The organism is Streptococcus cristatus (assembly GCF_001588905.1).
GTDB lineage: Bacteria > Bacillota > Bacilli > Lactobacillales > Streptococcaceae > Streptococcus > Streptococcus cristatus_N.
In genome coordinates this window covers 1-26,430 of sequence record NZ_LAWH01000022.1, presented here as the reverse complement: position 1 = coordinate 26,430, position 26,430 = coordinate 1, and the positions used below count along the sequence as shown (strand labels likewise).

The following is a 26,430-nucleotide window of genomic DNA, read 5'->3' as shown; positions in this document are numbered from 1 at the left end:
ATCAGCTTTTACAGCCCTACTCAACTGTGCGGAGGTGGGACGACGAAATCGAATTCTAACGAATTACCGGTTTCTGTCCCACTCTCAATTCCTTTATTATCTTGTAGTGATATAGACAAGAAGGATCGGTAAAAAGGCAGCAAGCACACATAAGATTGAAAATACCCAGAACCAAACTGATTTAAGAGCTTGCTTATATGTTCCCGGCTGAGATCTATTTTCAGCAATATAAGCTTTAATTTTTGACCTATTTAGGATAAGTACAATCAATACTACGGTTGTTCCTGCAGTCATCAATCCATAATTTATGAGATTCACGATACTTTCTGGAATATAGTTGGTCAGGAAATCAAGCCCCTCTGCGATGACCAAATTATTGAAAATATGGAAGAAGATCACCCAGAAAATAGAATATTCAAAAGCGATGTAACCAAATCCCAGACCAATCAGAGCTGCAAAATACACCTGATAGAGATTTTCATGAAACAGTCCGAAAAGAAGAGCCGTCATGACAATGGCAAAAACTTTTCCGTGTTTTTCCAAAGCCCGCAAGCCTGCTCCCCGAAAAATAATCTCCTCCGTAATCGGTGCCATGATGGTGGTATAGATAAACATGGTGATGGAATGAGAGCTAAAATCCTGTGATAAAATCTCAGAAAGATCCAAACCAAAGAGAGACAAAATAGCATTCATGATTTGACTTGTCACAGTACTAAACAGCTGAGAGAAAAACAAGAAGCAAATCATGAAGAAGAAGACCTTAGGAGTCATTTTCTTACTTTTCTTGCGCAAATCTCGCGTGAAAAGCTGCTTGCCCCTGAAAATCGTGAAAATAAGCACTCCCACACAAGAAGCGATAATGTAGGAACCGCCATCTTTATCCATAAAACTTTTCACAAATTCCTCAGTCTTACCTATATCAAAGCCCTGCTGAAAAAGAACAAAGAAATAGGAAAAGACAGTATAAAGTATTACAACCACTAGCATCACGATAGAATAAGTGAAGCAGCTTGCTGAAAATCTCCCCAGATCTTTCTTGGGATTTAAAGGCTCAGGTAACGTATTCATAAAATCTCCTTTGTTATTATTAGCTACGAGTCTTTCTACTTAAAAAATACAAACTTAAAAAGATTCCTTCATAAAGAAGAGCAAAAAGAATAAAGGCGTGCATGAAAAATTCTTCTGGCAAAATCCAGATGACTGGATCCTTGGCTGGATCAAACAACCATGTATTATCTCCCACAAAAAGCACTTGATGAAAGAGCGTAAAAAAATTGTTAAAACCAATCAAACCAGCCAAGCAAATCATGACAAAGGGCAATACGCTCAAGATAAACAAATTTCTTTGATAAAGAGCTAGAACTTCTTTTTTGACCACTTTTTTGATAAAGAAAATCAAAGACGGAAAGGTTAGCAGAAAGACAGCCTGCGCCAAGTGGAAGAGATACTTGACTGCCTGAAAATGATGCAGGCCGGCTGCCGACGAGTGAAAATCAGGCATCGCCAACTTCTGACTAAAAGGATTGGTCAAGTAATTCAGCAAAATGTTGAAATTAAACTGGATGGTCTCTGCTTTCAAATGAACCTTATCGGGCAAAGCGAAATAGGAAATTTCCAGCGGATAAAACAGCCAAGCCAGATAAATAGTCAGCAAGATAGCTGCTGCCAGCAAGCACAAAACGCTGGCTGAAAATCTTAACTTATCACGCATCAAAGTCCCACTCCGCTAGACTAGACAATACATGCGTCGGTTGGATCGGCAGATTTGGTACCTCTTCTGGCAGGGTAAAGCCTGTCGTAACCAAGAGGGTCGGAATGCCATTGTCGATTCCCGCTCGAATATCTGTCAGGTAGTTATCCCCCACCATGACCACATCCTCACGCGCCATCCCTAGATGCTCCATTGCTTTTTCCATGATGATGGCGTTTGGCTTGCCGATAAAGGTCGGCTCAACCCGAGTGGCTGCTTCCAAGAGGGCGTTAATAGCACCCGCTCCTGGCTGCAGACCTCGCTCGGTCGGAATATTGAGATCAGGATTGGTCCCGATAAAGTGAGCGCCTTTTTGAATAGCCAAAGTCGCTATTGTCAGCTTCTCATAGTCCACTTCCCAGTCCAGCCCCACTACCACATAGTCAGGATTTTCTGTATCTTCTATATAGCCAGCCTCTTCAATGGCCTGTTTAAGTCCGACATCACCAATGACATAGACTTTCTTGCCCAGATTTTTCTCCTGCATATAGTCAATAGTCGCTAAAGTTGCTGTGTAAATAGTCTCAAGCGGCGTCCCAATGTTGAAATTCTCAGCTAGCATAGTTTGAACCATTTCTGGCGTGCGCGTAGTGTTATTGGTCACGAAAAGATAGGGAATCTTCCGCTTCTGCAGCTCGTGTACAAAAGCTTCACCAGCCGGAATCCGACTCTTTCCCTTATAAATCGTCCCATCTAAATCAATCAAATATCCTTTATAAGTCATATATTACTTTCTAATCTTTTTCAATCTCTTGCCAAGTGATTATAGCCTGAGCATTGACATCGCCATCACTAGAAATCTGGTGCGTGCTCTGCAGACCGTCTAGTTCATAGCTAGAAGCAATCATCCCGCCCGGTCGGACTTCCTTGACATACTTCAGGTTGATTTTCTGAGGAATATGCTGGGTAAGGAAATCTGCGCCCATAACCTCAAAAATCCAGTCCAGGTACTTGCTATTGTTGACATGACCGTTCATATCCAAGTCGTAAAAACGCACATGGTAGTCCTTGCTGACAGGATTTTCCAAGTTTGGATACTTGGGACCACGCAGCAATTTCTTAGAAAAGTCAGACTGGTAAGGTGCAACAATTTCAGGCTCGACAGCGTGAACCTTGCGGCTATCTCTATCCATAAGGACAAAGGTCGCCATCATTTGGATAATGGCTTCACCCGCCTCATCAAAAATCGTGAAGCGCCGGTAGCAAAAGAGCCGATTGTAAGTCAATGCTTCTGTCTCAATGGTGATTTCCTCTGCAAATCGTGGCAGTCGTGTTACATCAATATCGTAGTCCGTAATAATCCAGACTAGATTATACTGATCCAGCATGTCCTTGTCACTGACGCCGAGCTCAATCGACTGCATGCCTGACACCTGCAAGGACAGCAAGATGACATCTGGCAGCTTGATATGGCCATTCATATCCGCCATATCAAAGGGAATTTTCATTTTCATTTGATAAGTTAAGCCCATGATTTACTCCAATATAAATTTCTCAGCAACCGTATCGCCCAAAAAGAGGCCCTTCTTAGTCATGCGCACGATGTCTTTGTCTGGCACTAGCAAGCCCTGCTCAGTCAGCTCAGCCACAACAGCACCGTACTGATCTTCAAAGGAAAGACCGAATTTTTGCTCGAAGCGCTTTTTAGAAACACCTGACTTCTTGCGCAGTCCTAGAAACATCTCTTCTTCCATCTTTTCTTTCAGCGTCAGCACTTCTTCTTGCACACGGGCATTGCCCGCTTCCACCGCCTGCAGATAATGACGAATGGGACCGTGGTTTTTATAGCGGACGCCATTGACATAGCCAGACGCTCCAGCTCCAATACCATAATATTCCGCATTATCCCAGTACATGAGATTGTGGCGGCTCTCAAAGCCTGGCTTGGAAAAGTTGGAAATCTCGTAATGCTCAAAACCTGCTTTTTCCAGCTCAGCTATAATGTATTCAAACATCTCTGCTTCCAAATCTTCCTTGGGCAGAGGTAGCTTTCCGCGCCGCATCCGATTCATAAAGACCGTATGATTTTCCAAAATCAAGCTATACAAACTCATGTGAGGAATATCCAGAGCAATAGCCTTGGCAACATTGGTTTTTACATCTTCCATAGTCTGCTTGGGCAGGGCATAAATCAAGTCAATCGAGATATTGTCAAAACCTGCTTTTTTGAGATTGGCAATATTCTCGTAGATGTCCTTTTCCAAGTGACTGCGGCCAATCTGCTTGAGCATGCGGTCGTTAAAGGTCTGCACGCCCAGCGAAACCCGATTGACAGGCGAGTCTTTAAGTACAGCAATCTTCTCCTCATCCAAGTCCCCAGGATTGGCTTCAATGGTCAGCTCCTCAAGATAAGACAAGTCCAGCTTGTCCGTCAGCTTTTCCAGCAAAAAAGCCAACTGAGGCGCCGATAGAGCCGTTGGAGTCCCACCACCGATATAGAGGGTACGAAGCTTTTTGATGTCGTAAGAATCATACTCCTCAATCAAATGCTCCAGATAACTATCTACCGGCTGATTTTTGATAAAAACCTTGGAAAAATCGCAGTAATAACAAATCTGAGTACAAAAAGGAATATGCACATAGGCAGAAGTTGGTTTAGTTTGCATAGTATTTATTATAGCATAAAATTAGCGACAAAGCCCCCTTGAAAAATAGAATAAAAAACTCAAGAAAGACACTAAGGCTTTCTCGAGATAAAAGTTTAAATGGATTTTGTAGAATGAACGAAAACTAGAGCGCTTGTTCAGACTGGCATCATTGTAAGGGATTTATAATTTCCTTTAAGATTCGCAAAACAACCTTGACATCAGTCTTTGCCAAATTTTCTAACTTCTCTTTTGCACCAATCAAGCCAGTTAAGCTGATAGGCTTCCTTGGACAAGATGTGGTTCTGCAAATCAACGATTGAAAAGATACCTCTTTCCTCACATGCCTGCACGCAGTAGCCATAAAAATCCCAGTCAAGCTCGTCCCTATCATAATAGATAGGGATATGAGAAAGGCCAGCTTGATAAGCCTTAAAGGCTCTGCTATGTCCATCCGTAAAGAAAACTTTTCCATCCATGCGCTTGACAGGCAAGGGTTCAAGATCTTGTTTGGAAAAATCAATGCTAATCCTGTCCAGCTTTTCCTGTGAAAGGTAGAACTGGCTGGGCTGAATCTGCGTCAAGGGCAAAGCCAAATCAAGTGCATAAGACCTGCCTTTCTCCCTAGCAAGAGTTAGATAGAAACCAAGCGACTCAAACAAACTGCGCGAGGACTGATTAAAATCATAAATTTCTTGAACTGATATTCTCTGATAGCCTAGATTGCGTGCGCGCTGAATCAAAGCAGAAAGGACTCTTTTACCAATGCCTTTCCCACGATAGGCAGCATTTCCAATGACAATCGGCAAATCATCTTTCCAAAAGGTCACATCCCCAATGGGCAACCAACGCTCCCGCTCCCATACCTCAATAAAATACACTTCACCTTGCCTAGCAAGATACTCATACATCCTTTGAACTTTCTTTGGCGGATAGGACTCTCTACTGCCGTCAATCATATAAATCATATCTGGATCTTGGTACCAGTCCAAGGCCAGCTCAAACTGACCATCATAGGCCCGCAAACGCAGATTGTCATCAATTGCTATCAGCTCCTCTTGCTGGATATTAGGAATCGGCATCTTTTCTCCCTCTCAATGACATTTCTCAAATAATAGTATAAAAACTCCATTTGATTCGGAAGACAGGTTGTCCCTCAAATGAAGTTTTCTTTTTTAGAAGCTATAACCCATACTGATCTGGATTTTAGCAACTCCATTCTGCAAGCTGATCTTGTCAATGCTGAATGGACTCTGCGGCAGAGGTAGAAGGAAACTATCTCCCTCCGTCGTGATAGTCGAATTAGAGGTCTGCAGTTGCTGCTTCAGCATGCCAGTCACCAAAGATTTAGGGATAGGAAGGATGCCTAGCTTGGCATTATCGATTGTGATGTATAAGGCACTCCCCTTCACCGTCACATCTACCTCTAGATCTAGCTTACTATCAATAAAAAACAGCTTAACCGGATACTGGATGCGCAGCTTATTGCCTTCAATACTGTAAGCACTGTTCAATAGTTCCTGATTTTCAGACTCAGTCAGCGAAGACTTGAGAAGCTGATTAAGCTGGACACTATTGAGAGAGACCTCAGTGCTGACTCCCTGAGCTGTTGCATTAGCATTGTTCAAAGTCGGCTCAATCATACTTTCCCACGAAGTATTAGCTTGAACATTTTTTAGTTGTTCATTTGGATTGATAGAAGAAGGAACCAGAAATAGCACTGCTGCAAGCAACAGCACCAAAACAATTCCCACCAATCTTTTGATCAATTTCATTTTTGTCTTCCTTTACTTTGAGAAATCTCCTTAGCTGAAAACACAGAAAGGATTTATCTCATTTTACACTATTTTTACATTATTTTCTGTAACAAAGAGATTAAAAGACTAACAATCCTATGAAAAAGGCTGGGACAAATAATCCCAGTCTCTTCGTCTCATATCGCCTGTATAACAGGGCTTAGCATAAATATTCTATTCTTACTTAATCACTTGTTGCGTCTTAGCATAGTTAGCTTCGACTGCTTCTTTTTCAGATTTCCACCAGTCTTGGTTGTCGGTATACCACTTGATGGTCTCTTTGAGACCTGCTTCAAAGTTGGTGAATTCTGGCTTCCAACCTAGCTCATCACGGAGCTTGCTAGCATCAATAGCATAGCGGAGGTCGTGACCGGCACGGTCTGTCACATGGTCATAAGCATCAGCCGGCTGGCCCATTTCCTTGAGAATCAGCTCCAGCACTTCCTTGTTGTTCTTTTCACCGTCAGCACCAATCAAGTAAGTTTCACCGATTTGTCCCTTGGTCAGAATCGTCCAAACGCCTGATGAATGGTCATTAGTATGAATCCAGTCACGGACATTCTTGCCTTCACCGTAGAGTTTTGGCTTGATACCGCTCAGGATATTGGTAATCTGGCGCGGAATGAACTTCTCGATGTGCTGGTAAGGACCATAGTTGTTTGAACAGTTAGAAATCGTCGCTTTTACGCCAAATGAGCGCACCCAAGCTTTAACAATCAAGTCTGAAGCTGCCTTGGTTGATGAGTAAGGTGAGCTTGGATTGTACTTGGTTTCAGCCGTAAATTTCTCACCTGGACCTTCTCCATGACCTGGTAAATCTTCACGCAGAGGCAGGTCCCCATAGACTTCGTCAGTTGACACATGGTGGAAACGAATGTCGTATTTACGAGCAGCTTCCAAGAGTGTGTAAGTTCCGATGAAGTTGGTATGGATAAATGGACTCGGGTCATTGAGCGAGTTGTCATTGTGGCTTTCTGCCGCATAGTGAACGATAGCATCCGCTTCAGCTGCCAGTTTATCTACCAAGGCTGCATCAGCAATATCTCCAACAACTAACTCAACGCGGTCGCCTAAAATTTCTTCAATATTAGCTCGATTACCTGCGTAAGTCAGCTTGTCCAGCACTGTCACATGAACATCTGGAAAGTTATTGTAAACATAGTGGACGAAGTTAGAACCGATAAAACCAGCTCCACCTGTCACGATAATTTTTTTGTATTCAGTCATTTTTATTCCTTAACTTTTTTATAATTGTCTTAAGTGGTGGGGACGCAAGCAAACCTCCAGTTTCATTGCTTATTTTTGAGCCTAATGTCTCAAAAATCCCCTGTCATGTAACAAACTAAACAATTTGTTACATGACTTACACCACAGCGGCAATCATTTCTTTAATTCGCTTCGCTCGGATTAGAGCTGAGCTAAATCATATATTTCAGTATCAATTAATGAATCAGAAAAGAAATCTTCTTACAAATCTTCTTTTCTTAGAGGTTTGACATCCTTGAGTAATGGATGGTTCTTGTCTGCTTCTGAGACTTCTGCTGCTTCTAGATTTTCCCACTGGATGCCTAAAGCTGGGTCTGCATAGTTGACAAAGGCATACTTAGGTTTGAGTTCCAAAGCCCAATAGTCATTCACCAGATAGCTATAGGAAACCGTGTCAGAAAGGACTTGGAAGCCGTTGGCTACGCCACGTGGCACAAAAATCCCCTTGCTGGCATCGATCACTGTCTGGTAGGTATTGCCAAAGGTCTCACCTTCACGCAGGTCTACCCAAGAACCCAGCACTTTGCCGTCATCTGCAACAGAGATATATTTGTCCCAAGGCTCAGCGTGAAGCCCACGCAGGACATTTTTACGAGAAAAGCTGACATTATTTTGCAGTTTTCCTTCTGCAAAGAAGCTTTCAGGGAAGCCTAGCGGCAGCATTTTTTCCTTTTGAAAATTTTCCTTAAACCAGCCTCGATTGTCCCCACGAACAGGGATATCAAACTCCAGCATTCCAGGAATTCCGGGAACCTCACGCGCTGTTAATTCCTTATCAAAAAATTGTTCCGTCATCTTCTTATTCTTCTCCAATCAAGCGCAAAAGATAGTGGCCGTATTCATTCTTTTTCAATGGCTGTGCCAATTCGTGCACTTGCTCTTTAGTGATATAGCCCATACGATAGGCAATTTCTTCCAGATTTGCCACTTGCACGTTCTGCATACGCTGAACCGTTTCAATATATTGTGCTGCCTCCAAGAGACTTTCATGAGTTCCTGTATCCAACCAAGCAAAACCACGTCCCATGAGCTCAACAGACAAGTCACCACGATCCAAGTAAGCCTTGTTAACATCTGTAATTTCTAATTCTCCGCGAGGACTTGGCTTGATGTTCTTGGCAATTTCTACAACATCGTTATCGTAGAAATAGAGTCCTGTCACTGCATAGTTAGAGCGCGGCTGTTCTGGTTTTTCTTCGATGGAGATAGCATTCATATCTTCATCAAATTCTACGACACCAAAGCGTTCTGGATCCTTGACATGGTAACCAAAGACAGTTGCTCCTTTTTCCTTAGCAGCAGCATTTTGGAGCATTTTACTCAAACCAGGTCCATGGTAAATATTATCCCCAAGAATCAGCGCTACATTGTCATCTTCAATAAAATCAGCCCCAATGATAAAGGCTTGTGCCAGTCCGTCAGGACTTGGCTGCTCAGCATAAGAGAGCTTGATGCCAAATTCAGAGCCATCACCCAGCAAATCCTCAAAACGAGGCAGATCCGTCGGAGTGGAGATAATCAAGATGTCCTTGATACCAGCCAGCATAAGAGTTGACAATGGATAATAAATCATGGGTTTGTCATAAACCGGCATGAGCTGTTTTGACGCAGCGCGGGTCAATGGGTACAAACGAGTACCAGAACCACCTGCAAGAATAATACCTTTCATATGAGTTTCCTCTCTTAATGTATTCCCTTTATTTTACCATTTTTGAAAGCGGATGTCATCCTTTTCACTCTCTTTAAATAATAGTGCAACCCCATGTAAAAAGCCCAGCCAAGAACGCCTGCATAACCACAGGCTGCGATCGTAACCAGTCCATAACTTCTCCTTATTCTCTGAAATCAATCATACAGAATCGTCTTGGTTTCCCCGATACAGTGTTTTTCCTCATTCCAGTAATGAATCCGCTCGAAAGAGCCTTTCCTCCAGTAGAGAGGCAAACGTTCACGTATGTCGTTCTGCATATCTATTTGGTCAAGTTCCGAAATCTTCCACCATTTGGGCTCCCCTTCATGATCGTTTCCCCTAACTTGCCCCTCAAAGGCAGCACAAAGAAAATCGTAATACACATACCGTTCTTTTTTACTCGGATTAGTGAAGCCTGAAATTCCCTTCAATTCCAAGTTTAGAGCAGTCAGTCCCGTTTCTTCTTTTAATTCGCGCCTTGCAGCTTCAAAAAAAGATTCTGGAAACTCCACCTTCCCACCTGGTTGTATCCACCCTTTAAAGTTATCATGCTGGCGATTGAGCAGTAGGATTTCATCATCTCTTTTTACACAAATATTGACCCAATTCAAAATAGTTTCTGTCATATCAAACCTTCTCCACATGGAACTAGTAACTCTAGGAAAACCGCGTTCATGGTGCTTATACAACAACAAGCTGTAATTAAAAGCAAGCTCCCAAAAAGATTATTCTAACTTAATATTGTTCATTTTGGATAGAAAATCGAACGATCTGATGATTTTGAACAATGACTTCGTATTTACCAAATCCAGAATATTTGCTATGTTTACCGACACTAATGATCATAAGATAACGTGCATTTGGTAGCTTCGTTAAATCTAGCTGCTCTTGTAAAATCTGCTTGATTTTATCATCATTCTTCTGGTCTTGGCCAATACCAATGATAGATCCATCGTCTTGCTCCACGTTCAAAATTACCTTCATTTCAATGGCAAGAGCCTCTTTTTCCAACATGTCAGAAATAGGGATTGGATACAAGCCCTGCAAAGGCCGGCCTTCTTTCCGATTCTTTTTTATAAGAGCCTCGTATGCATCAATATTTGGCGCATCCTTATCTATCATAAAATCAAGGGATTCTAGATATAGTTTCTTCTCATTCGCTCTTGTGAAGCTATCTTTTACAGTTTCTAAAGTTTCACTATACCCCGGACTCAGCTCTAGTCCCGTATAAGCGATACTAGGAAAAACTTGATAAATTGCGTCTCCCTTTTCAAGTTGTAGGTCAATATCCGTTTTTCCATATTTCTCATCCCGAGAGGTGTAGTACTCAATTCGGTCACCGATCTTAACCGTTTTCCCCTCAATTTCCTCAGAATACTCAGCACTGATTAAATAACCAGCAAAAGAGGTATAGTTTTTATTCGCATCTATAACTCTGACCGTTCCTTCAAAACCACTCTTCTCATAAGAGCGCTGAACAGCCCGTACCATTTCATATTTCGGCACTCGTACAAAAATTCCCCACATATCTATGGAACTCAGAAACGTAGAGACAAGAGCCATGAGAAAAACGATCACCATACTAGATAGGAAACAGCCCAAAACACCAAAACCTATTTTCTTTTTTGTATTCTTTGCTAGTTCCTGATTTCTTCCATTATTTTGAGCAATAAGAGGATGTTGAGAACGACTTTTGTGTCTAGTAAGTAGAATAAGTGAGATTGAGATTGAGATTGATATTACTAGTAAAAGTAAAACGAGGAATATTAAAAACATTTATTCTCCTTAAGTATCTTCTTCTCCACATACCGTTCAATAGGATAGTCTGCTGGATCTAGCAGCCCCGCTTCTTCCAAAGCCATCTGAGCCAATTGGCGTCCGATGAGTGGACCAGTTGTCAGACCAGAAGAGCCTAATCCACTGGCAGCGTAAACATGCGGCAAGTCTGGCACAGCGCCAAAGAAAGGAGAAAAGTCGCTGGTATATGCCCGCGTTCCCACGCGCTCGCCTAGAATCTCTGCTTTAGACAGCCTTGGCAAATAAGTTTCCGCTTCTTGCTGCATCTGATCCAGCACTGTCTTATCTACCGTCAAGTCAAAGCCCTGATCATTTTCATGGCTGGCACCAACGCTGACCTTGCCCGCCAAAAAGGGAATGATATCCAGCTCGCCCTCAGGCATAACAACAGGGTAGTCATCTGTCTGCTCAGCCAGCCTAAAATCACGTAGCTGTCCCTTTTGCGGCCGAACATCTGTCTCATAGCCCAGCGGCTGCAAGATTTCTCCCAGCCAAGCTCCCACAGCCAAGACAACACAATCAAAGTTACAACCATCCACCAGAAGTTGCTCTCCTTCTACTGTCAAGCTTACCTTTTTCTCAACCAGCTCTGCCTTGCTGGCTTTCAGAAGCGTTTCCGTCAAGAGTGCTCCCTCCACACGGGCACCACCGGAAGCATAGAGAAGCCGCTCAAAGCCTTGCAAGTCTGTAAATTTCTCCTGGGTTTCCTGACGGCTGAGAAGACTCAACTCCCCAATCAGCGGCGACTCTTCCCGACGATTAGCAGCCAAATCATAAAGCTCCTGCAGCTTGCTCTCATCCTTTTTCAGCAGATAAACACCTGTCTGTTGGTAAAAGTCTGTCTGGATTCCAGCCGCTTTCAAATCCTCAATCAAGTGCTGATAAAAATCAGCTCCCAGACGCGCCATCCTATACCAAGCCTTATTGCGACGCTTGGAAAACCAAGGACTGATAATGCCAGCGGCTGCCTTGGTTGCCTGCCCCTTGCCGTCATCAAAGATAGTCACTTCCACATCTGGGAATTTGGACAGATAGTAGGCCGCTGTTGAGCCGACAATCCCAGCTCCAATCACTGCTACTTTTTTCATATCGCTCCCTCTCAAATATGTCGGAAAGGATTGGTCCAAGCCTGACTAGCCAGAATCTCAATCTCCCATCCTTCTTCTGCCTTCCAAGTATCAAGCTTTTCTTTCAATTTTTCCGTAAAAAGAACCTCGATATGGTGTCCAGGATCCAACGCCAAAAGCCCTTCTGTCAGCATTTCCTGAGCAGTGTGATAGTAAATATCACCAGTTATGTAGACCTGCGCTCCCTTGGCAATAGCCTCTGGATAGAAGGATTGACCGCTGCCGCCACAGATAGCCACACGCTCAATCACGCGTTCGAGATCCGCTTCTTCATAAATAACCATACGCAAACTATCTAGTCCAAAACTTGCCTTAACCTTAGCTGCAAATTCCCCAAAGGTCTGAGGAGCAATCCTCCCCACGCGGCCAATACCGTGATCTGGCTCCGTCTGACTGAGAAAACTTGTCTCCTCAATCTCAAGAAGTTGGCAGAACCAGTCGTTAAGCCCGTCCTCCACAACATCAATATTGGTATGGCTAACATAAACAGCAATATCATGCTTGATGAGGTCTAGAATCATCTGATTTTGCGCCTTATCCGCCACTAGGTCCTTAAGCGGGCGAAAGATAGGCGCATGCTTAACGATAATCAGTCCAGCACCTGCCTCAATAGCCTCCGCCACTGTCTGCTCACGAATATCCAGCGCCACTAGAACCTTGGCTACTTCTTTATCCAAGGTCCCGATTTGCAGGCCTGAAATGTCGCCCTCCATGGACAGTTCTTGCGGGCAATAGGCTTCATAACGGGCGATGATTTCACTTGCTAACATGGAGTACCTCCTTGATACTTTCGATTTTTTGGGACATAGCAGAGCGTTCTAGCTGATTCTTTTCTGGGATATGAGCTAAAGCTTCTTCGAATTTCTTCAGTTCTCTCTGCCATCTTAACTGAAAAGCAGGTGACTGTTGCTTCATCAGAAAAGGCCCAAAGCGCTTTTCTTGCTCTGTCAAAGTTTGCTGGCCTGCTTCTGCCACTAGGATTTCGTAAAACTTACCAGCGTCTTCTAAGATATCCTCAGCCAACAAACGAAAACCGTTAGATACCAGCCAGCTGCGGAGCTCATCCTCTCGGTTATTGGGCTGCAGAACCAAGCGGGAAATAGATCCAAGCTTAGCTCTGCCATTTTCCAAAATCTCTGAAATCAAGCGACCACCCATGCCAGCGATGACGATGGTGTCAATCTGATCTTCCACTTCAAAAGCCGCTAGACCATTGGCCAGGCGAACCTCAATCTGCTCCGTCAGCCCATGCTCTGCCACATTTTTCTGGGCAGACTGAAAAGGCCCCTCTACCACTTCACCGGCCAGAGCCTTCTCAATCCGTCCCTGCTGAATCAGGTAAATAGGCAGATAGGCGTGATCGCTCCCAACATCCAGCAACTTTGCCCCATCTGGCACAAAAGCAGCTACTCGCTCCAAGCGTTGAGAAATCGTCTTTTTTTGCATTGCTTACTCTTTTCTAAACATTCTTCTACTCAGTATATCATTTTTAAGGGTATAAAAAAAGCAGCGGAACAAAAATCAGCCTGTTAATAAACTGATTCTGTCTCGCCACTTGTCACTTTTTATTTGATTTCTTGATACTCGGCAGCTAAACCACGCTGGACTGCCGGACGGGCCGCAATCTTCTCCGCCCAGGCAACTAGATGTTTGTAAGATGCAACATCCAAGAACTCCGCTGCTCCAGTATAGATCTTATCTTGCACTAACTGACCATACCAAGACCAGATAGCAATATCTGCTATGCTATAGTCATCTCCAGCGATATAAGCTTTCTTGGCCAATTCTTTGTCTAACAAATCCAGCTGCCGCTTGGCTTCCATCGTAAAGCGGTTAATAGGATATTCTAGCTTTTCTGGTGCATAGTTAAAGAAATGACCAAATCCGCCTCCCAAGAAAGGCGCCGCGCCTGTCTGCCAGAAGAGCCAGTTGAGCACCTCCGTCCGACCAGCCAAATCTGACGGAATCAGCTTTCCAAACTTCTCTGCCAGATAAAGCAGGATATTTGCTGATTCAAAGACGCGAATCGGCTTATAACCTGACTGATCCAACAAGGCCGGAATCTTGGAGTTGGGATTGATTTTCACAAAATCTGAGCCAAACTGGTCGCCATCCATGATGCTGATCTTATAGAGGTCATAGGCCGCCTCTGTCACACCTGCTGCCAGTAGTTCCTCCAGCATAATCGTCACCTTGACCCCGTTTGGAGTACCAAGTGAATAAAGCTGAAAGGGCTCTTTACCGACAGGAAGCTTTTGTTCAAAACGCGCGCCCGCAGTAGGCTGATTGATACCTGAAAATTTTCCTTGGTCGCTGTCCGCAGCGGACCAGACTTTTGGTAATTGATAGGTCATACTTTTCTCCTTTTTTTTATAAAATCAAGGGCCTGTCGTATCTAACAGGCCACTGTTAATCTAGTAAATTCAGTCCTTCCACAAATTCATGGCATTGAGGAAATCATCCGAAACCGTTACATTCTGTGGATTACTTGCTTCACGCTCCGCCCGTTTGGCTTCTACTTGAGCTTGGGTTGTAATACCTTCCCGCCGCCAATTACGCAAGATTGCCTGGATATATTTCCAATTAGGCTTGCCATTGAAAACCGCTTCGCGTAAGGCAGCCTTGACCAAATCTGGATTGGTTTGATCGTCCTTAATGGTCTTGGTCAAATCCTCAATTTCAAAGGGAGTCAAAAGACGGCCCAATTCTTGCTGGAAGGTTTCAACCAGTTCCTTAAGAAGGTTACCATCCGACACTGGCCTTGACCCAGTAGGATCAGAAGTCTCCAAAAGCTCATCTAGCTTTTCTAAGGCTGGTGAAGCATCAAAAATCGCTTCAATTTCCCCATTCAGTTCAATGGTTCTGTACTGGAGCAAGCCTTTTTCTGTCAGATGGGACATGGAACGATTGACCTCGGACAAGGTCTTGCCAATATGCTCCGCAATCTGACTGGGCGCAAATTCCTCCAATGAGGTGGTATTCTGCAAATAGAAAAACTGCCAGACCAAAAAATCATCACTGGAATCAAAAATGTCTTTAAAATGCAAAAAGAGGGCACTTGGAAGAACCAAGTTGCCATTTTTGTAAGCTGCTAAATAAGTCATAGTACCTCTTTATAAATAAGCAAAGAAGGATGCATCATTCTCTGGACTTTGCCAATCAAACGGTGTTTCTTGATAGACTGCATAATTGACCCAATTACTGAAAAAGAGAGCTGCCGCCAAACTCCAGCGCAGACAAGGTGTCGCATTCACATCATCATTCTTGAAGTAATTCTCAGGAATATGAGGATCCTTGCCCGCTTCCAAGTCACGGAAATACTCCTTGGCAAGGGTATCACGGTCGTATTCCATGTGACCAAAGCTATACACCTCTCGCAAGTCTCGGCTCGCCAAAACAGACAAGCCAGTCTTTTCTCCCTCAGAGAGAATTTCTAGATTGGTCAGATTCAGAATGTCTTCCTTCAGCACCTCTGTATGCCTTGAATGAGGCGTGATAAATTCATCATCAAAGCCTCTAAAAAGCAGATTATTACTTGGAGCCGACTGCTCGTAGACACCTGAGAGTTTCTCTTCCATCTGGTGCTTATCCACGCCATAGCGGGCATAAAGACCAGCTTGAGCCCCCCAGCAGATATGCAGAGTCGAAAAGACATGAGTCTTGGACCATTCAATCACCTGCTGGAATTCCTCCCAATAGTCCACCGCCTCAAAAGGCAGATGCTCTACTGGCGCTCCTGTGATAATCAAGCCATCAAAGAAACGATGTTTGACCTCATCAAAAGTCTTGTAAAAGGTCTGCATGTGCTCCGCTTGGCTGGTCTTCGATGTATGAGAAGTCATATAAAGAAACTCAATGGTCAGCTGCAAGGGCGTGTTGGCCAAATGACGCAAAATCTGAGTTTCCGTCACCATTTTCTGGGGCATGAGATTGAGTACCAAAATATTCAGAGGGCGAATATCTTGGTGGTCTGCCCGGTCATCATCCATGACAAAGATATTCTCAGAGCTTAAAATTTCAACTGCTGGAAGCTTCTTATCAATCTTGATAGGCATGAAAATACCTCCTTTTGTTTAATATACTCATTATACTCAAAGGAGATATAGTTTTCAATTATACTTTTTCTCTAACTAGATATAGTAATAAGCTATATCTTTAGTAGTGCATCAATACCTTGTAGTCATAATCGCCAATTGCTTCACGACCTTTGAGCTCATCCAACTCGATGAGGAAGGCACAACCAGCAACAACACCGCCAAGGCGCTCAATCATTTCAATGGTTGCCTTAACTGTTCCACCAGTTGCAAGAAGGTCATCGACAATCAGAACGCGTTGACCAGGTTTGATTGCATCCGCATGCATAGTTAGAGTATCTACGCCATACTCTTTTTCATAGTCGGCTGAGATAACTTCACGAGGAAGTTTACCTGGCTTACGAACAGGGGCAAAGCCAATTCCCAACTCAAAGGCAACTGGACAGCCTACGATAAAGCCACGCGCTTCTGGACCGACGATCATGTCGATTTGCTTGTCAGTCGCATACTGTACAATTTCACGTACAGCGTAGCTATAGGCATTTCCATCAGCCATCAAAGGGCTAATATCGCGGAAGAGAATACCTTCCGTTGGGTAGTTTTCAATGGTTGCAATATAATCTTTTAAATTCATAATGTTCTTTCTTTCAAAAAATTTTTTACTCTCTATTATACCATGTTTTATTTAAAAAGGCTCTATCAGTCTTTCAAATTTTTTTAGATATGAAAGATTTGTAAAACAAGAAAGCCTTTTCCCTAGCAATCCATGAGATAGTCGTAAATCTCCTGCACAGTGCCCAGAGCCATGAGTTCTTGCTCTTTGACCAGGTGCTTGAGGTCTTGGTAAATATGACTACTGTCAATTTCTTTCTTTTCAGCTTCCTTATTAACCGTCATGACGCCTTCGGTGATGCTGACAAAGCCCAGCTCTTCAAAAATCTGAATCATTTTGACCAAGAGAATCGGGTCGATTTTCAGGTAAGCCGCCAACTCTTTAAGTTTATAGCGAACATCAAACTCAGGGAACTGGTAGATGGTCTTGTAGAGTTTAGCAAATTGCTCACGAGTACCATAACCGGTCAGATAGTAAGGTTTGGCAATCTCATTCTTAAAGTAAATCGCTTCGAAATCCTGAGACTGAAGAATCTTCTTCAAATCCTGCAAGTCATCGGGCAGGTCATAAACCACAACTGCTCTGCTATTTGTCAAATCTGGCAACTCCTCTGTGAAACGCAAGACTGGAACTTTGTCAGGCAGTGTCGCATTTTTGCTGCGGATATTGAAAAGCTGTACGCCGTCCACACGAGCATCTACCAGCATGAGCTGGAGACTGGTCTGGCCGTTCCATTTATTGACAGAGAGGCTGACAGCTAGCTCTAGATTCTTGGTCTGGGCAAACTCTGTCGCCAGGTTTCCTTGCCCAAAAGCTACTACTTCAAAAGATGCAGCTTCCTGAGAAATTTTCAGCTTGAGATGGCTATTGCCAGCCCCCATAGTCCGAGCATTATCCACTTTAAAGTCCTTGAGGTAAAAGAGTGGCTTCTTATTGTCCATGCCAAAAGGCGCCAGTTTTTCGAAGCTTTTGAGTGTATCCAAGGTCAGTTCTGGCAGGTGCAACTCCTCGTCTAAATAGAGAGTTGTTTTGTCAGTCAAATCCAAATTATTGTCTAAGATATAGGCTGTCAGGATATCAGATAGCTCTGCTAGTTTGTCTGCTTCAAGAGTCATTCCAGCCGCTCCAGCATGGCCGCCAAAGGCTAGAAAGAGGTCGCGGTGACTGTCCAAGGCCTCAAAAATATTGACCGCTTCAATACTGCGGGCGCTGCCCTTAGCAATGCCATCCTCAATATTAAGTACTATGACTGGCTGGTGCAGCTCTTCCAGCAAGCGCCCAGCGACAATCCCTAGCACTCCAGGATTCCATCCTTCCTTAGCCAGCACTTGCACTGGTCTCTTAGGGTCCAGCATGGTTTGTGCCTCTTCATAAATCTGCTGAACAATTTCCTTGCGCTCATCATTTTTCTGGTTGATCATAAGAGCAATGTCACGAGCTTCTTCATCGTCAAAGCCTGTCAAAAGCTCAACTGCTGGATTTGGATCATCCAGCCGTCCCAGTGCATTGAGTCGGGGGGCAAGCTGGAAACCAACCGTTTCTTCATCCAGTTCGTCTGGCTGAATGCCAGCGATTTTGAAGAGTTCCTGAAGTCCTACTCGCTGGGTATTTTTGAGGACGGAAAGGCCGTATTTTACTAAGATCCGATTTTCCCCCGTCAGACTGACCATATCGGCAATGGTACCAATGGCAACTAAGTCCAAAAGTTCGACTTGTACTTCTTCCAACAAGGCTGTTGCCAGCTTAAAAGCCACCCCACAGCCAGCCAGATGCTTGAAAGGGTAATCCGCTCCGCTATGTTCCGGATGGACAATCGCATAGGCATTTGGCAGCTCCTCAGGCATGGAATGGTGATCCGTCACGATGACATCCACGCCCAGAGACTGAGCCAGCTCGATAGCTTCAAGGCCAGCCACTCCATTATCTACTGTAATAATGAGCGAGATGCCTTGATTTTCAATAAAATACTTGTAAACACTGCTATTAGGACCATAGCCGTCCGTAAAGCGATTGGGCAGATAGACCTGACACTCAGCCCCCAGCTGCTCCAAGGCTTCCTTGATAATCGATGCCGAGGTCATGCCGTCCGCATCATAATCACCATAGATCAGAATCTGCTCATAATTCTCAATCGCTGCACGAATGCGCTCCACTGCCCGCTCCATATCATGCAGATCATAAGGGTCGTGAAGCTGGTCTAAACTAGGCTCCAAAAATTTCTGTAAGGCCTCTTCAGTCTGCACACCTCTTTGATAAAGAAGACTGGCAGCTGCGGGTTCTAGCCCAGCTTTCTTAGCCTTTTTTAAAAATTTTTCATCTGTAAAATTAGTGGCAAACTGCCAGTCATATTTTGAGCTAATCATGATAAGTGAAACACTTTCTCCGTTCAATCTTGTCTGAATATTATAACATGAAAAAGCGACAGAACAGAAGAAAAAGACACGGAATATTTCTTCTGTTCCATCACTTTATGTTTTACTTCCTCACTCGATTAAAATTTGAGCAAGGGCAACTTTTCTGGATTTTCTCTTACCAGCTAGAACTTCTCCAATCAGCAGATCCGACTTACTAGCTTTCTTTCGCTATCCTGTTCCCTTTGTAAGTCTTTGCTTTAAGAATAAACGCTTCCGAGCCAATAAAATGACTTCTGCGCTTAGATGAGTCAAGAGCAAGGTTAGCAAAAAGACAATCCTTCCCTGCTGCCACTTAGCAAAATCAGTCTTTTGGAGCAGATAGAAAGAGGATTCTATAAAAATTGGATGCAAAAAGAAGTATAAAACACTCAATTCTTTGAGGTGATATAGCTGCCAGTTTTGACCAATTCTTGTACGCAAAATCCAATTCACCAGAAATAAAGCAAAGAGGGGCAAAGCCAAAAAGAAGTTTTTGTCAATCCCTTGGTGAATAAAGACAATCCACCCATCTAGCAGCAAAAGAAGGCCAGACAAGAATAGCTTTTTCCCATAATCTTTTCTGAAAATGCTAGACTGACGATAATCATAAAGAAGATAGCCCAAGTAAATAAAAATGGGAGTATAAAAAAAGCCGTTTCGGGTGGTGAAGAAAATTTTAGCATAGGCATCAAATGACTGGGTAAGCCAGCTATTTGAAAAATAAGCGTAGTATGTCTCGATCGAGCCTATTACATAAAGCAGGAGTAAAAAAATCCCCGTCTTTCTAGCATCCCATTTTCTATAAACATAGTGGACAAGTAAAAGGCCCAAGAGAAAGGCGGGAATGTACCAAAGTTGATAACATAAGCCGATATACAAAAGCCCAGCCAACAAGGCCAAAGGAGCATAATGCTTCTGAACTGGCAGGGTCCAAAAATACGCCAAGGCATAAGGAACATAAATCCCGCTCCACAAAAGATACTGCTTCAAAACACGCTTAATATACAGCTTCATTTCCTGCTTCTTAGCCAAGCTAGATTTAACCATAAAAGCTGATGAAATCAGGAAAAAGGGCACTGCCATACGACCAAACATACTTTTCTGAGTAAAATGCAGGATTTCATTCTCAAAAAGCCTCTGGCAATGCACCAAGATTACCAAAATTGAAGCCATGTACTGAAACAAACTGAGCATGGCGTAGTTGACCGACTGCTCCGTCTCTCTGACATTTCTTTCTGCCATAAATATTCTCCCTAGGAAGATTATGTTTAATAAATAGATTTAGTGCTTGCTCAGCCAAACATGCTGAAAGGCAGCGATGTCTCGATAAGGTGATTGATTGCAGACAGCCAGCTCCATTTCAAGCATCTTTTCAGCCCAGTCAGGGGCCGTTTTATAGTCATTGGATTGCAGCCCGTAAAAAATTCGTACTCCCTGATAATCCTCAACTTCTAAAGGCAGACCTGAAATCACTTCCGAAACCTGATAGACCTTAGCAGCTCCCATGCTGTGGGTTTGATATTCCTGACCCGCTAAAAGCTGCTGAGCCTTTTCTAGATCATTTTCAAAAACCACCGTATGCATAATCCGCCCAACCTCGTGATGCTTGACCAGAGAAATTTTGCCGTCCTTTTTTAAGAGGCGAGAAAATTCTGTCAAATAGAGGGTCGGTTCTGACACATACTCTAAGACATTATGACAGACGATGACATCAAAAGACTGGTCTGGCAATGTTTGCAGAACTTCTAGGCTACCTTGCAATTGTTCATAGGAAAAGTCCTGCTTGCGCTCGGCAATCATTTCTGAGTTCGGCTCGATGGCGGTCACTTGGTTCTTTTCCGCTAGAAAATCAGCCACAATCCCAAAACCGCTACCGAAATCAAGAATTTTCTGTCCCTTCAGCGATTTAAGAAAGGCAAAAACAATATCATACTGCAGTTTGCCCCAAGGTGCTTGCAGATGAGCCTTGTAGGCTTGTAGATTAGCTGTCATGAAACCTCACTTATAGTTAAACATATTGGCTGCCATCTTGTCGGCCATTCTTGGAAAAAGGGTATAAAGCTTGTGGGCTAGATTGAGAATACCAGGCAGGTTGATTTCCCGCTTCTTTTTACCAAAGGAGCTGACAATTTTGCCTGCTACAAAGTCTGGCTCAAGCATATATTTATCCACTGCTTTCACATAGGAACCGTCAGGATCTGCCTGATCGAAAAAGGCTGTTTTGATAGGACCGGGATTTACCGTCGTGACATAGACCCCAAAAGGCAGGAGTTCCAAACGCAGAGCATTTGAAAAACCAATAGCAGCAAACTTGGTCGCTGAGTAAAGACTTGACTTGCTACTTGCAATGAGGCCGGCCATACTAACGATATTGACGATATGTCCTTGACCTGCCTGCTTCATGCGAGCTCCAAAGATACGGGACAGGTTCATCAGGGCAAAGGTGTTGACCTCAAACATAGCCTCGATATCGCTTGAGCTGATTTTGTCAAATTCTTCAAAAATCCCATAGCCAGCATTATTGACTAGAACATCGACTCGGCTGTATTGGCTGTCAATCCGCTCAGCAAAACTTTCCAAAGCTGAGCTATCTGCGATATCCAGCTCCACTAGGTCAAGATTTTCCCTTTCTCCATATAGTTTTTCCAGCTTAGCCTTGCTCCGACCAATCAAAATCAGTCGGTCGTCGGGCAAGAGCTTAACCATTTCCTGAGCCAACCCACCGCTAGCTCCTGTAATAATGATGGTACGCATTGTTCTGCCTTTCATGTTGTTAATATCAATGAAATCTTTTTCCAGCTAAATAGTCAGCATAAGCTTGATCAATGACTGGAGCAAAAAGATGATAATCCTCCCAGCTACCTAAAAATTCCAAAGGTAGGTCGTACAAGTCATTGACTACAAATTCAGAATAGTCCTTCATATACTGATGTTCATAATAGTCGTTCACAAAAGCCTGAAAATCCTTTTTGACATCCATTGTTCCCAATTTGCCATCGCACCAGTTTAAAAGATAATCCACTCCCAAAGTTTGCTCGTCTTTGACACTTTGGAGTGATGTCTCTTCATCAGGAGACATCATTTCCTTTGCGTCATGCTGGATTAGCCAAGTCACGAAGAAGCCAATATGATTCGCAGCCCAACGATGAATCTCTCGGTAATCATCTTTTGTCAATTCTTCGTTTTTTGAGTTGTAACTATAAAGATAGTTGGTTAATGCATCCTCAAAATACCAATCAGCTTTATCGAATAAACGATTTTCAACTGCCATCTTATTTTCCTCTCAACAAAACTGTCCTAAATTGGAAAACTATAACTCAACTTCTTCCAAGTCCTTGACCACATGGACATTGTCAAAGACGCTACTTGCATCGCGGCGCATTTGGCTAATGTCTTTCGATAAGAAACGTGCGCTGACATGATTGAGCAGGAGGCGTTTGACACCGGCTTCCTTAGCCACTTCCGCAGCCTGCATATTGGTCGAATGGCCATGCTTGCGAGCCATCTTTTCATCTCCCTTGCCATAGGTCGCTTCATGAACCAGAACATCCGCAGCCACAGCCAAGCGAACACTTGAGTCGGTCTTTCTGGTATCACCCAAAATGGTAATAGTTTTACCCGGGCGAGGAGCTGAGATATAATCAGCCGCAATAATCTTCCTGCCGTCTTCTAGGACGATGTCCTGACCATTTTTGACTTTTCCAAAGAGAGGACCAAAGGGAACACCCGCCTCGCGCAGCTTATCGGCATCCAGCGTTCCTTCCAAATCTTTCTGCATCACCCGATAACCCACACAGAAAATCGTGTGGTCTAGCTTATCCGCATAGACAGTGAACTTGTCCGTCTCCAAAATCTTACCCAGACTGTTTTCATCAAACTCATGAAAATCAATCCGATAAGGCAGGCGAGAACCAGACACGCGCAAGCTTGTCATCACAAAGCTTTTAATACCGACTGGCCCATAAATTTCCAAATCCGTCTGCTCTTCATTGGCCTGAAAAGCTCGGCTAGAGAGGAAACCAGGCAAACCGAAAATGTGATCACCGTGCAGGTGCGTAATGAAAATCTTTGAAATCTTACGAGGTTTGATGGTGGTTTCCAAGATTTGATTCTGGGTACCTTCGCCGCAATCAAACATCCAGACTTCATTGATTTCCTCCAAAAGCTTGAGGACAAGACTGGAAACATTGCGAGCCTTGGACGGCTGACCGGCTCCGGTTCCTAAAAATTGTAATTGCATATTTTTCTTTCTAAATGATATAAATCATGGCAGAGCGATTCTGCGAGTGATAATACTTTTTGCCAGCATAGGACTGAGCTAGCTGACTGACTTCATCTTGATTGTAGCCCAGAACTCTCTGGCTGCCATCCGCCAGCTGCTGCCAATCGGTCAAAGCAGTCAGAGCCTGACTTTCCACGACTTGAGAGTCAGCTTTGAGAGGTGCCATTTTTATTCTCCCAGCTTCTTCGTAGACCAAATACTGTGGAAAGACTTGCGCGATTTCAAAGAGCAAGTCAGCTGTTACCGGCTCTGGGTTTTCAGGGAAGACCAAGCCGACTTCCTCACTCTCATAGCAAAATCCATAGGCCTTGCCAGAAAGATTGAGCCGGACAAAAGGCTTGCTTTCTACAAAGCTAGGCTCCGCATTCCATAAGTCCAGCGCTTGCGTAATTTCTAGAAAATAGGCTGTCGCAGCTTCCGGACTTTTCTTTTGATAAAGCTCAGCAAAGTAAGCATTGATAACGCTAGGCGGAGGAGTGATAAAACTTCTCTTCTGCTCTTCCGTCAGGCCAGCTAAGACTTGCTCTAAGTAGACCCTGTCTAGGCTTGTAAAACCGCCGCATTTGAGGGCCAAGTCAATATAATCAGTCATAAAATTCTTCCAGCTTCCATTTGTTTTTCTCGGCAATCCAGCCTGAAATGGTTTCGACATCGTCTATGTATTCTCGATTCCCCATAATCGCGACTTTCTCTAAATCATGAATCTTGTAAGCTTTAGCCGGAGCTACCTTGATGGTAAAAGGCAAGAATAGCTCTTTCATCCGCTCCAGCAGGACTTGCTGCAAAAGAGCTCTGCTATTGTCCGCCTTAGCCGAAATCAAAGAATAAGGAGTCAGGGTCGGAGTGAAATCCTCAGCCTTGTCCGCTTTGTTATAGAGAGTCAGCCGGGGAATATCCAGCATATCCAGCTCTTTCATGATGTCGATGACTGTTTTTTCATGCTCCTCATGATGAGGTTCGCTGGCATCAATGACATGAACCAACAAATCAACATTTTTACTCTCTTCCAGCGTGGATTTAAAACTAGATACCAGCTCCGTCGGCAAATCCTGAATGAAGCCAACTGTGTCCGTCAGAGTGACATTGAGCTGACCACTGAGATTGATGTTCTTGGTCGTGGCGTCTAGCGTCGCAAAGAGTTCGTCAGCCTCGTACTGGCTCTTACTGGTCAAGCAGTTCATGATTGTAGATTTTCCAGCATTGGTATAACCGATAAGACCGATTTTGAAAATGCTGGACTCTAGCCGCTTTTCACGAACGGTTGCCCGATTTTTCTCAACCGCCTTGAGCTGGCGCTCAATATCATGAATCTGATTGCGTACACTGCGTCGATTGAGCTCCAGCTGGCTTTCACCAGGTCCGCGAGAGCCAATGCCACCTGCCTGACGGCTAAGCATAATGCCCTGGCCAACCAAGCGAGGCAGCAGGTACTTGAGCTGGGCCAGATGCACCTGCAGCTTGCCCTCATGACTCCTAGCCCTCATGGCAAAAATATCCAAAATCAGCTGCATACGGTCAATGACCTTGACTCCTAAACTTTCCTCTAAATTGACATTCTGGCGAGGTGTCAGACGGTTATTGACGATGACGGTTGAAATCTCTTCGGCATCAACCATCTGTCGGATTTCTTCTAACTTACCAGAACCGACAAAGGTCTTGCTGTCATACTTTTCCCGCTTTTGGCTATAGGAGCCGACTACCTCAGCTCCAGCCGTCTTAGCCAGACTTTGCAGTTCCTCCATGGATAGGTCAAAATTCTCCGTGTCTGGTAGTTCCACACCGACCAAAAAGACACGCTCTATTTTTTTCTCTGTTTCTATCATTTCATATCCTTACTAAGACTTGGTGAGCCAGTTATTTGTCCAAAAATTTCCTGATGTCTTCCATAACCTGCACTTTGTAGTCTGGATTTCCCACCTGATAAAAGGTCACGGACATCCGATTGCGAAACCAAGTCAGTTGCCGTTTGGCGAAACGGCGGGTGTTCTGCTTGAGCTTGTCCACCGCTTCCTCTAGGCTTATCTGACCTTCAAAGTAGGGGAAAAGTTCCTTGTAGCCAATCCCCTTGCTGGCTTGACTGGTCGGAGCTTTCTCAAACAGCCAGCGAGCTTCTTCTAAAAGTCCGTCTTCCACCATCATATCCACTCGTAGATTGATTCGCTTATAAAGTTTTTCTCGTTCATCATCTAGGCAAATCAGCAGGGCTTCATAGTCTGGTTGATTATTTTCTAGTTGACCGCCTAACTGAGCAATCTCAAGCGCCCTCATAGCTCTGCGTCGATTTATCTGTGGAATCTCGATACCCAGCTCTGCTATTTTCCCAAACAAAGCCTCATCTGACCAAGTATCCAGCTGCGCCCGATAGGCCAGAATCTCCTCATGAGAGACGGAGCCTCCCAGATGATAGCCCTCGAGCAAGCTCTGGATGTAGAGCCCCGTACCGCCGCATATGATGGGAAGCTGACCTTGAGACTCAATCTCGCGAATAGCCTGAGCCGCCTCGGTCACAAAATCATAGGCCGAATAGCTTTCTCCAATCTCCCGCACATCCAGCAAATGATGGGGAATGCCCTCCTGCTCCTCAGGACGAATCTTAGCCGTGCCAATATCCAAGCCACGATAGACCTGCTGACTGTCACCGCTGATGATTTGACCATTGAAGCGCTTGGCTACCTCGATACTCAGAGCCGTTTTTCCGACCGCCGTCGGCCCCACTATCACAATTATTTTGGTTTTCATCTTTTTTCCTTGAAAAAATTTTGATTTTTCGTTACTATTAATTATAACATAAATAATAAAAGTTCAGAAAAGGAGAAATCACATGGCTAAAGGATTTGGAAAAGGCGTTCTTACAGGTGTAGCAGGTACTGTTGCTGCTCTTGCTGGTGCAGTCTATGCCTTTAAGAAAAAAGTCATCGAACCTGAGGAACAAAAAGCAGCTTTCATCGAAGAAAACCGTAAGAAAGCCGCTCGCAAACGTGTAGCACACTAAGCCTGCACATTTTACAAAAGAGAGTGGGAAAAAAATCGGTCATTCGTTAGAATTCGATTTCGTCGTCCCACCTCCGCACAGTTGAGTAGGGCTGTAAAAGCTGAT

The 26,430-nt window shown here is 44.0% G+C and carries 29 protein-coding genes; 1 reads left to right on the top strand and 28 read right to left on the bottom strand.

Features of this window, described 5'->3' with window-relative positions; genetic code table 11:
- Positions 1–96 precede the first annotated feature (96 nt).
- The 28 genes from A0765_RS04780 to miaA all read right to left on the bottom strand — a co-directional run bounded on the left by A0765_RS04780 (position 97) and on the right by miaA (position 26,072).
- On the bottom strand, positions 97–1,068 hold the full coding sequence (locus tag A0765_RS04780) for a CPBP family intramembrane glutamic endopeptidase (protein WP_062004987.1): 972 nt from the start codon (positions 1,066–1,068) through the stop codon (positions 97–99).
- A gap of 19 nt (positions 1,069–1,087) precedes the next feature.
- Positions 1,088–1,711, bottom strand: coding sequence for a TIGR01906 family membrane protein (locus tag A0765_RS04775; RefSeq protein ID WP_062004986.1), 624 nt, complete (start codon positions 1,709–1,711; stop codon positions 1,088–1,090).
- A complete protein-coding gene (locus A0765_RS04770; RefSeq protein ID WP_062004984.1) occupies positions 1,704–2,474 on the bottom strand; it encodes a TIGR01457 family HAD-type hydrolase in 771 nt (256 codons plus the stop codon). Before A0765_RS04770 ends, A0765_RS04775 begins: the two co-directional genes overlap by 8 nt.
- Positions 2,475–2,484: 10 nt before the next feature.
- Positions 2,485–3,222, bottom strand: a complete 738-nt coding sequence (locus A0765_RS04765; protein WP_062004982.1) for an acyl-[acyl-carrier-protein] thioesterase — start codon at positions 3,220–3,222, stop codon at positions 2,485–2,487.
- Between the two features lie 3 nt (positions 3,223–3,225).
- Positions 3,226–4,356 carry a radical SAM family heme chaperone HemW gene (gene hemW / locus A0765_RS04760; protein WP_062004980.1) on the bottom strand — a complete coding sequence of 377 codons (1,131 nt, stop codon included), beginning with the start codon at positions 4,354–4,356 and terminating at the stop codon, positions 3,226–3,228.
- A 200-nt stretch (positions 4,357–4,556) separates the two neighbouring features.
- Positions 4,557–5,417, bottom strand: a complete 861-nt coding sequence (locus tag A0765_RS04755) for a GNAT family N-acetyltransferase (protein WP_062004978.1) — start codon at positions 5,415–5,417, stop codon at positions 4,557–4,559.
- 93 nt (positions 5,418–5,510) lie between these two features.
- Positions 5,511–6,110, bottom strand: a complete 600-nt coding sequence (locus A0765_RS04750) for a hypothetical protein (protein WP_062004976.1) — start codon at positions 6,108–6,110, stop codon at positions 5,511–5,513.
- A gap of 201 nt (positions 6,111–6,311) precedes the next feature.
- On the bottom strand, positions 6,312–7,358 hold the full coding sequence (gene rfbB / locus A0765_RS04745) for a dTDP-glucose 4,6-dehydratase (RefSeq protein WP_062004974.1): 1,047 nt from the start codon (positions 7,356–7,358) through the stop codon (positions 6,312–6,314).
- Between the two features lie 240 nt (positions 7,359–7,598).
- A complete protein-coding gene (locus A0765_RS04740; RefSeq protein WP_062004972.1) occupies positions 7,599–8,192 on the bottom strand; it encodes a dTDP-4-dehydrorhamnose 3,5-epimerase family protein in 594 nt (197 codons plus the stop codon).
- 4 nt (positions 8,193–8,196) lie between these two features.
- Positions 8,197–9,066 (bottom strand): glucose-1-phosphate thymidylyltransferase RfbA, encoded by an 870-nt coding sequence (gene rfbA / locus A0765_RS04735; protein WP_062004970.1) that lies wholly within the window; start codon positions 9,064–9,066, stop codon positions 8,197–8,199.
- 176 nt (positions 9,067–9,242) lie between these two features.
- Entirely contained in the window at positions 9,243–9,713 is a 471-nt protein-coding gene (locus A0765_RS04730; protein ID WP_062004968.1) for an 8-oxo-dGTP diphosphatase, read from the bottom strand.
- A 109-nt stretch (positions 9,714–9,822) separates the two neighbouring features.
- On the bottom strand, positions 9,823–10,863 hold the full coding sequence (locus tag A0765_RS04725; protein WP_062004966.1) for a hypothetical protein: 1,041 nt from the start codon (positions 10,861–10,863) through the stop codon (positions 9,823–9,825).
- The gene (locus tag A0765_RS04720; protein WP_062004964.1) at positions 10,854–11,972 is read right to left on the bottom strand and encodes an NAD(P)/FAD-dependent oxidoreductase; all 1,119 of its coding nucleotides are present in this window, start codon (positions 11,970–11,972) and stop codon (positions 10,854–10,856) included. The genes A0765_RS04725 and A0765_RS04720 overlap by 10 nt, the downstream gene beginning before the upstream one ends.
- An 11-nt stretch (positions 11,973–11,983) precedes the next feature.
- Positions 11,984–12,781 (bottom strand): Nif3-like dinuclear metal center hexameric protein, encoded by a 798-nt coding sequence (locus A0765_RS04715; protein WP_062004962.1) that lies wholly within the window; start codon positions 12,779–12,781, stop codon positions 11,984–11,986.
- Positions 12,768–13,457: a tRNA (adenine(22)-N(1))-methyltransferase gene (locus tag A0765_RS04710; protein WP_062004989.1), complete on the bottom strand. Its 690-nt coding sequence runs from the start codon at positions 13,455–13,457 to the stop codon at positions 12,768–12,770. The genes A0765_RS04715 and A0765_RS04710 overlap by 14 nt, the downstream gene beginning before the upstream one ends.
- Positions 13,458–13,576: 119 nt before the next feature.
- Positions 13,577–14,365, bottom strand: a complete 789-nt coding sequence (gene yghU, locus A0765_RS04705; protein WP_048763245.1) for a glutathione-dependent disulfide-bond oxidoreductase — start codon at positions 14,363–14,365, stop codon at positions 13,577–13,579.
- Between the two features lie 69 nt (positions 14,366–14,434).
- The gene (locus A0765_RS04700) at positions 14,435–15,115 is read right to left on the bottom strand and encodes a DnaD domain-containing protein (RefSeq protein WP_062004960.1); all 681 of its coding nucleotides are present in this window, start codon (positions 15,113–15,115) and stop codon (positions 14,435–14,437) included.
- A gap of 9 nt (positions 15,116–15,124) precedes the next feature.
- The gene (metA, locus tag A0765_RS04695) at positions 15,125–16,066 is read right to left on the bottom strand and encodes a homoserine O-acetyltransferase MetA (RefSeq protein WP_062004959.1); all 942 of its coding nucleotides are present in this window, start codon (positions 16,064–16,066) and stop codon (positions 15,125–15,127) included.
- Positions 16,067–16,166: 100 nt separating this feature from the next.
- Positions 16,167–16,679, bottom strand: a complete 513-nt coding sequence (locus A0765_RS04690) for an adenine phosphoribosyltransferase (RefSeq protein WP_062004957.1) — start codon at positions 16,677–16,679, stop codon at positions 16,167–16,169.
- A gap of 122 nt (positions 16,680–16,801) precedes the next feature.
- The gene (recJ, locus tag A0765_RS04685) at positions 16,802–19,021 is read right to left on the bottom strand and encodes a single-stranded-DNA-specific exonuclease RecJ (RefSeq protein WP_062004955.1); all 2,220 of its coding nucleotides are present in this window, start codon (positions 19,019–19,021) and stop codon (positions 16,802–16,804) included.
- A 219-nt stretch (positions 19,022–19,240) separates the two neighbouring features.
- Positions 19,241–20,293 carry an acyltransferase family protein gene (locus A0765_RS04680; protein WP_062004953.1) on the bottom strand — a complete coding sequence of 351 codons (1,053 nt, stop codon included), beginning with the start codon at positions 20,291–20,293 and terminating at the stop codon, positions 19,241–19,243.
- A gap of 39 nt (positions 20,294–20,332) precedes the next feature.
- On the bottom strand, positions 20,333–21,043 hold the full coding sequence (locus A0765_RS04675) for a class I SAM-dependent methyltransferase (RefSeq protein ID WP_062004951.1): 711 nt from the start codon (positions 21,041–21,043) through the stop codon (positions 20,333–20,335).
- Between the two features lie 6 nt (positions 21,044–21,049).
- Positions 21,050–21,805 (bottom strand): SDR family NAD(P)-dependent oxidoreductase, encoded by a 756-nt coding sequence (locus A0765_RS04670; RefSeq protein ID WP_062004949.1) that lies wholly within the window; start codon positions 21,803–21,805, stop codon positions 21,050–21,052.
- A gap of 25 nt (positions 21,806–21,830) precedes the next feature.
- The gene (locus tag A0765_RS04665) at positions 21,831–22,322 is read right to left on the bottom strand and encodes a DUF7832 domain-containing protein (RefSeq protein WP_062004947.1); all 492 of its coding nucleotides are present in this window, start codon (positions 22,320–22,322) and stop codon (positions 21,831–21,833) included.
- A 39-nt stretch (positions 22,323–22,361) separates the two neighbouring features.
- Positions 22,362–23,291: a ribonuclease Z gene (gene rnz, locus A0765_RS04660; RefSeq protein WP_062004945.1), complete on the bottom strand. Its 930-nt coding sequence runs from the start codon at positions 23,289–23,291 to the stop codon at positions 22,362–22,364.
- A gap of 10 nt (positions 23,292–23,301) precedes the next feature.
- Positions 23,302–23,925, bottom strand: a complete 624-nt coding sequence (locus tag A0765_RS04655) for a hypothetical protein (RefSeq protein ID WP_062004943.1) — start codon at positions 23,923–23,925, stop codon at positions 23,302–23,304.
- Positions 23,918–25,156: a GTPase HflX gene (gene hflX / locus A0765_RS04650; RefSeq protein ID WP_062004941.1), complete on the bottom strand. Its 1,239-nt coding sequence runs from the start codon at positions 25,154–25,156 to the stop codon at positions 23,918–23,920. Before hflX ends, A0765_RS04655 begins: the two co-directional genes overlap by 8 nt.
- A gap of 31 nt (positions 25,157–25,187) precedes the next feature.
- Entirely contained in the window at positions 25,188–26,072 is an 885-nt protein-coding gene (gene miaA, locus A0765_RS04645; protein WP_062004939.1) for a tRNA (adenosine(37)-N6)-dimethylallyltransferase MiaA, read from the bottom strand.
- An 82-nt stretch (positions 26,073–26,154) separates the two neighbouring features.
- Between miaA and A0765_RS09820 the strand changes: the two genes are divergently transcribed.
- Complete coding sequence (locus A0765_RS09820; RefSeq protein ID WP_005590510.1) at positions 26,155–26,325, top strand: DUF3042 family protein; 171 nt, start codon at positions 26,155–26,157, stop codon at positions 26,323–26,325.
- Positions 26,326–26,430 lie beyond the last annotated feature (105 nt).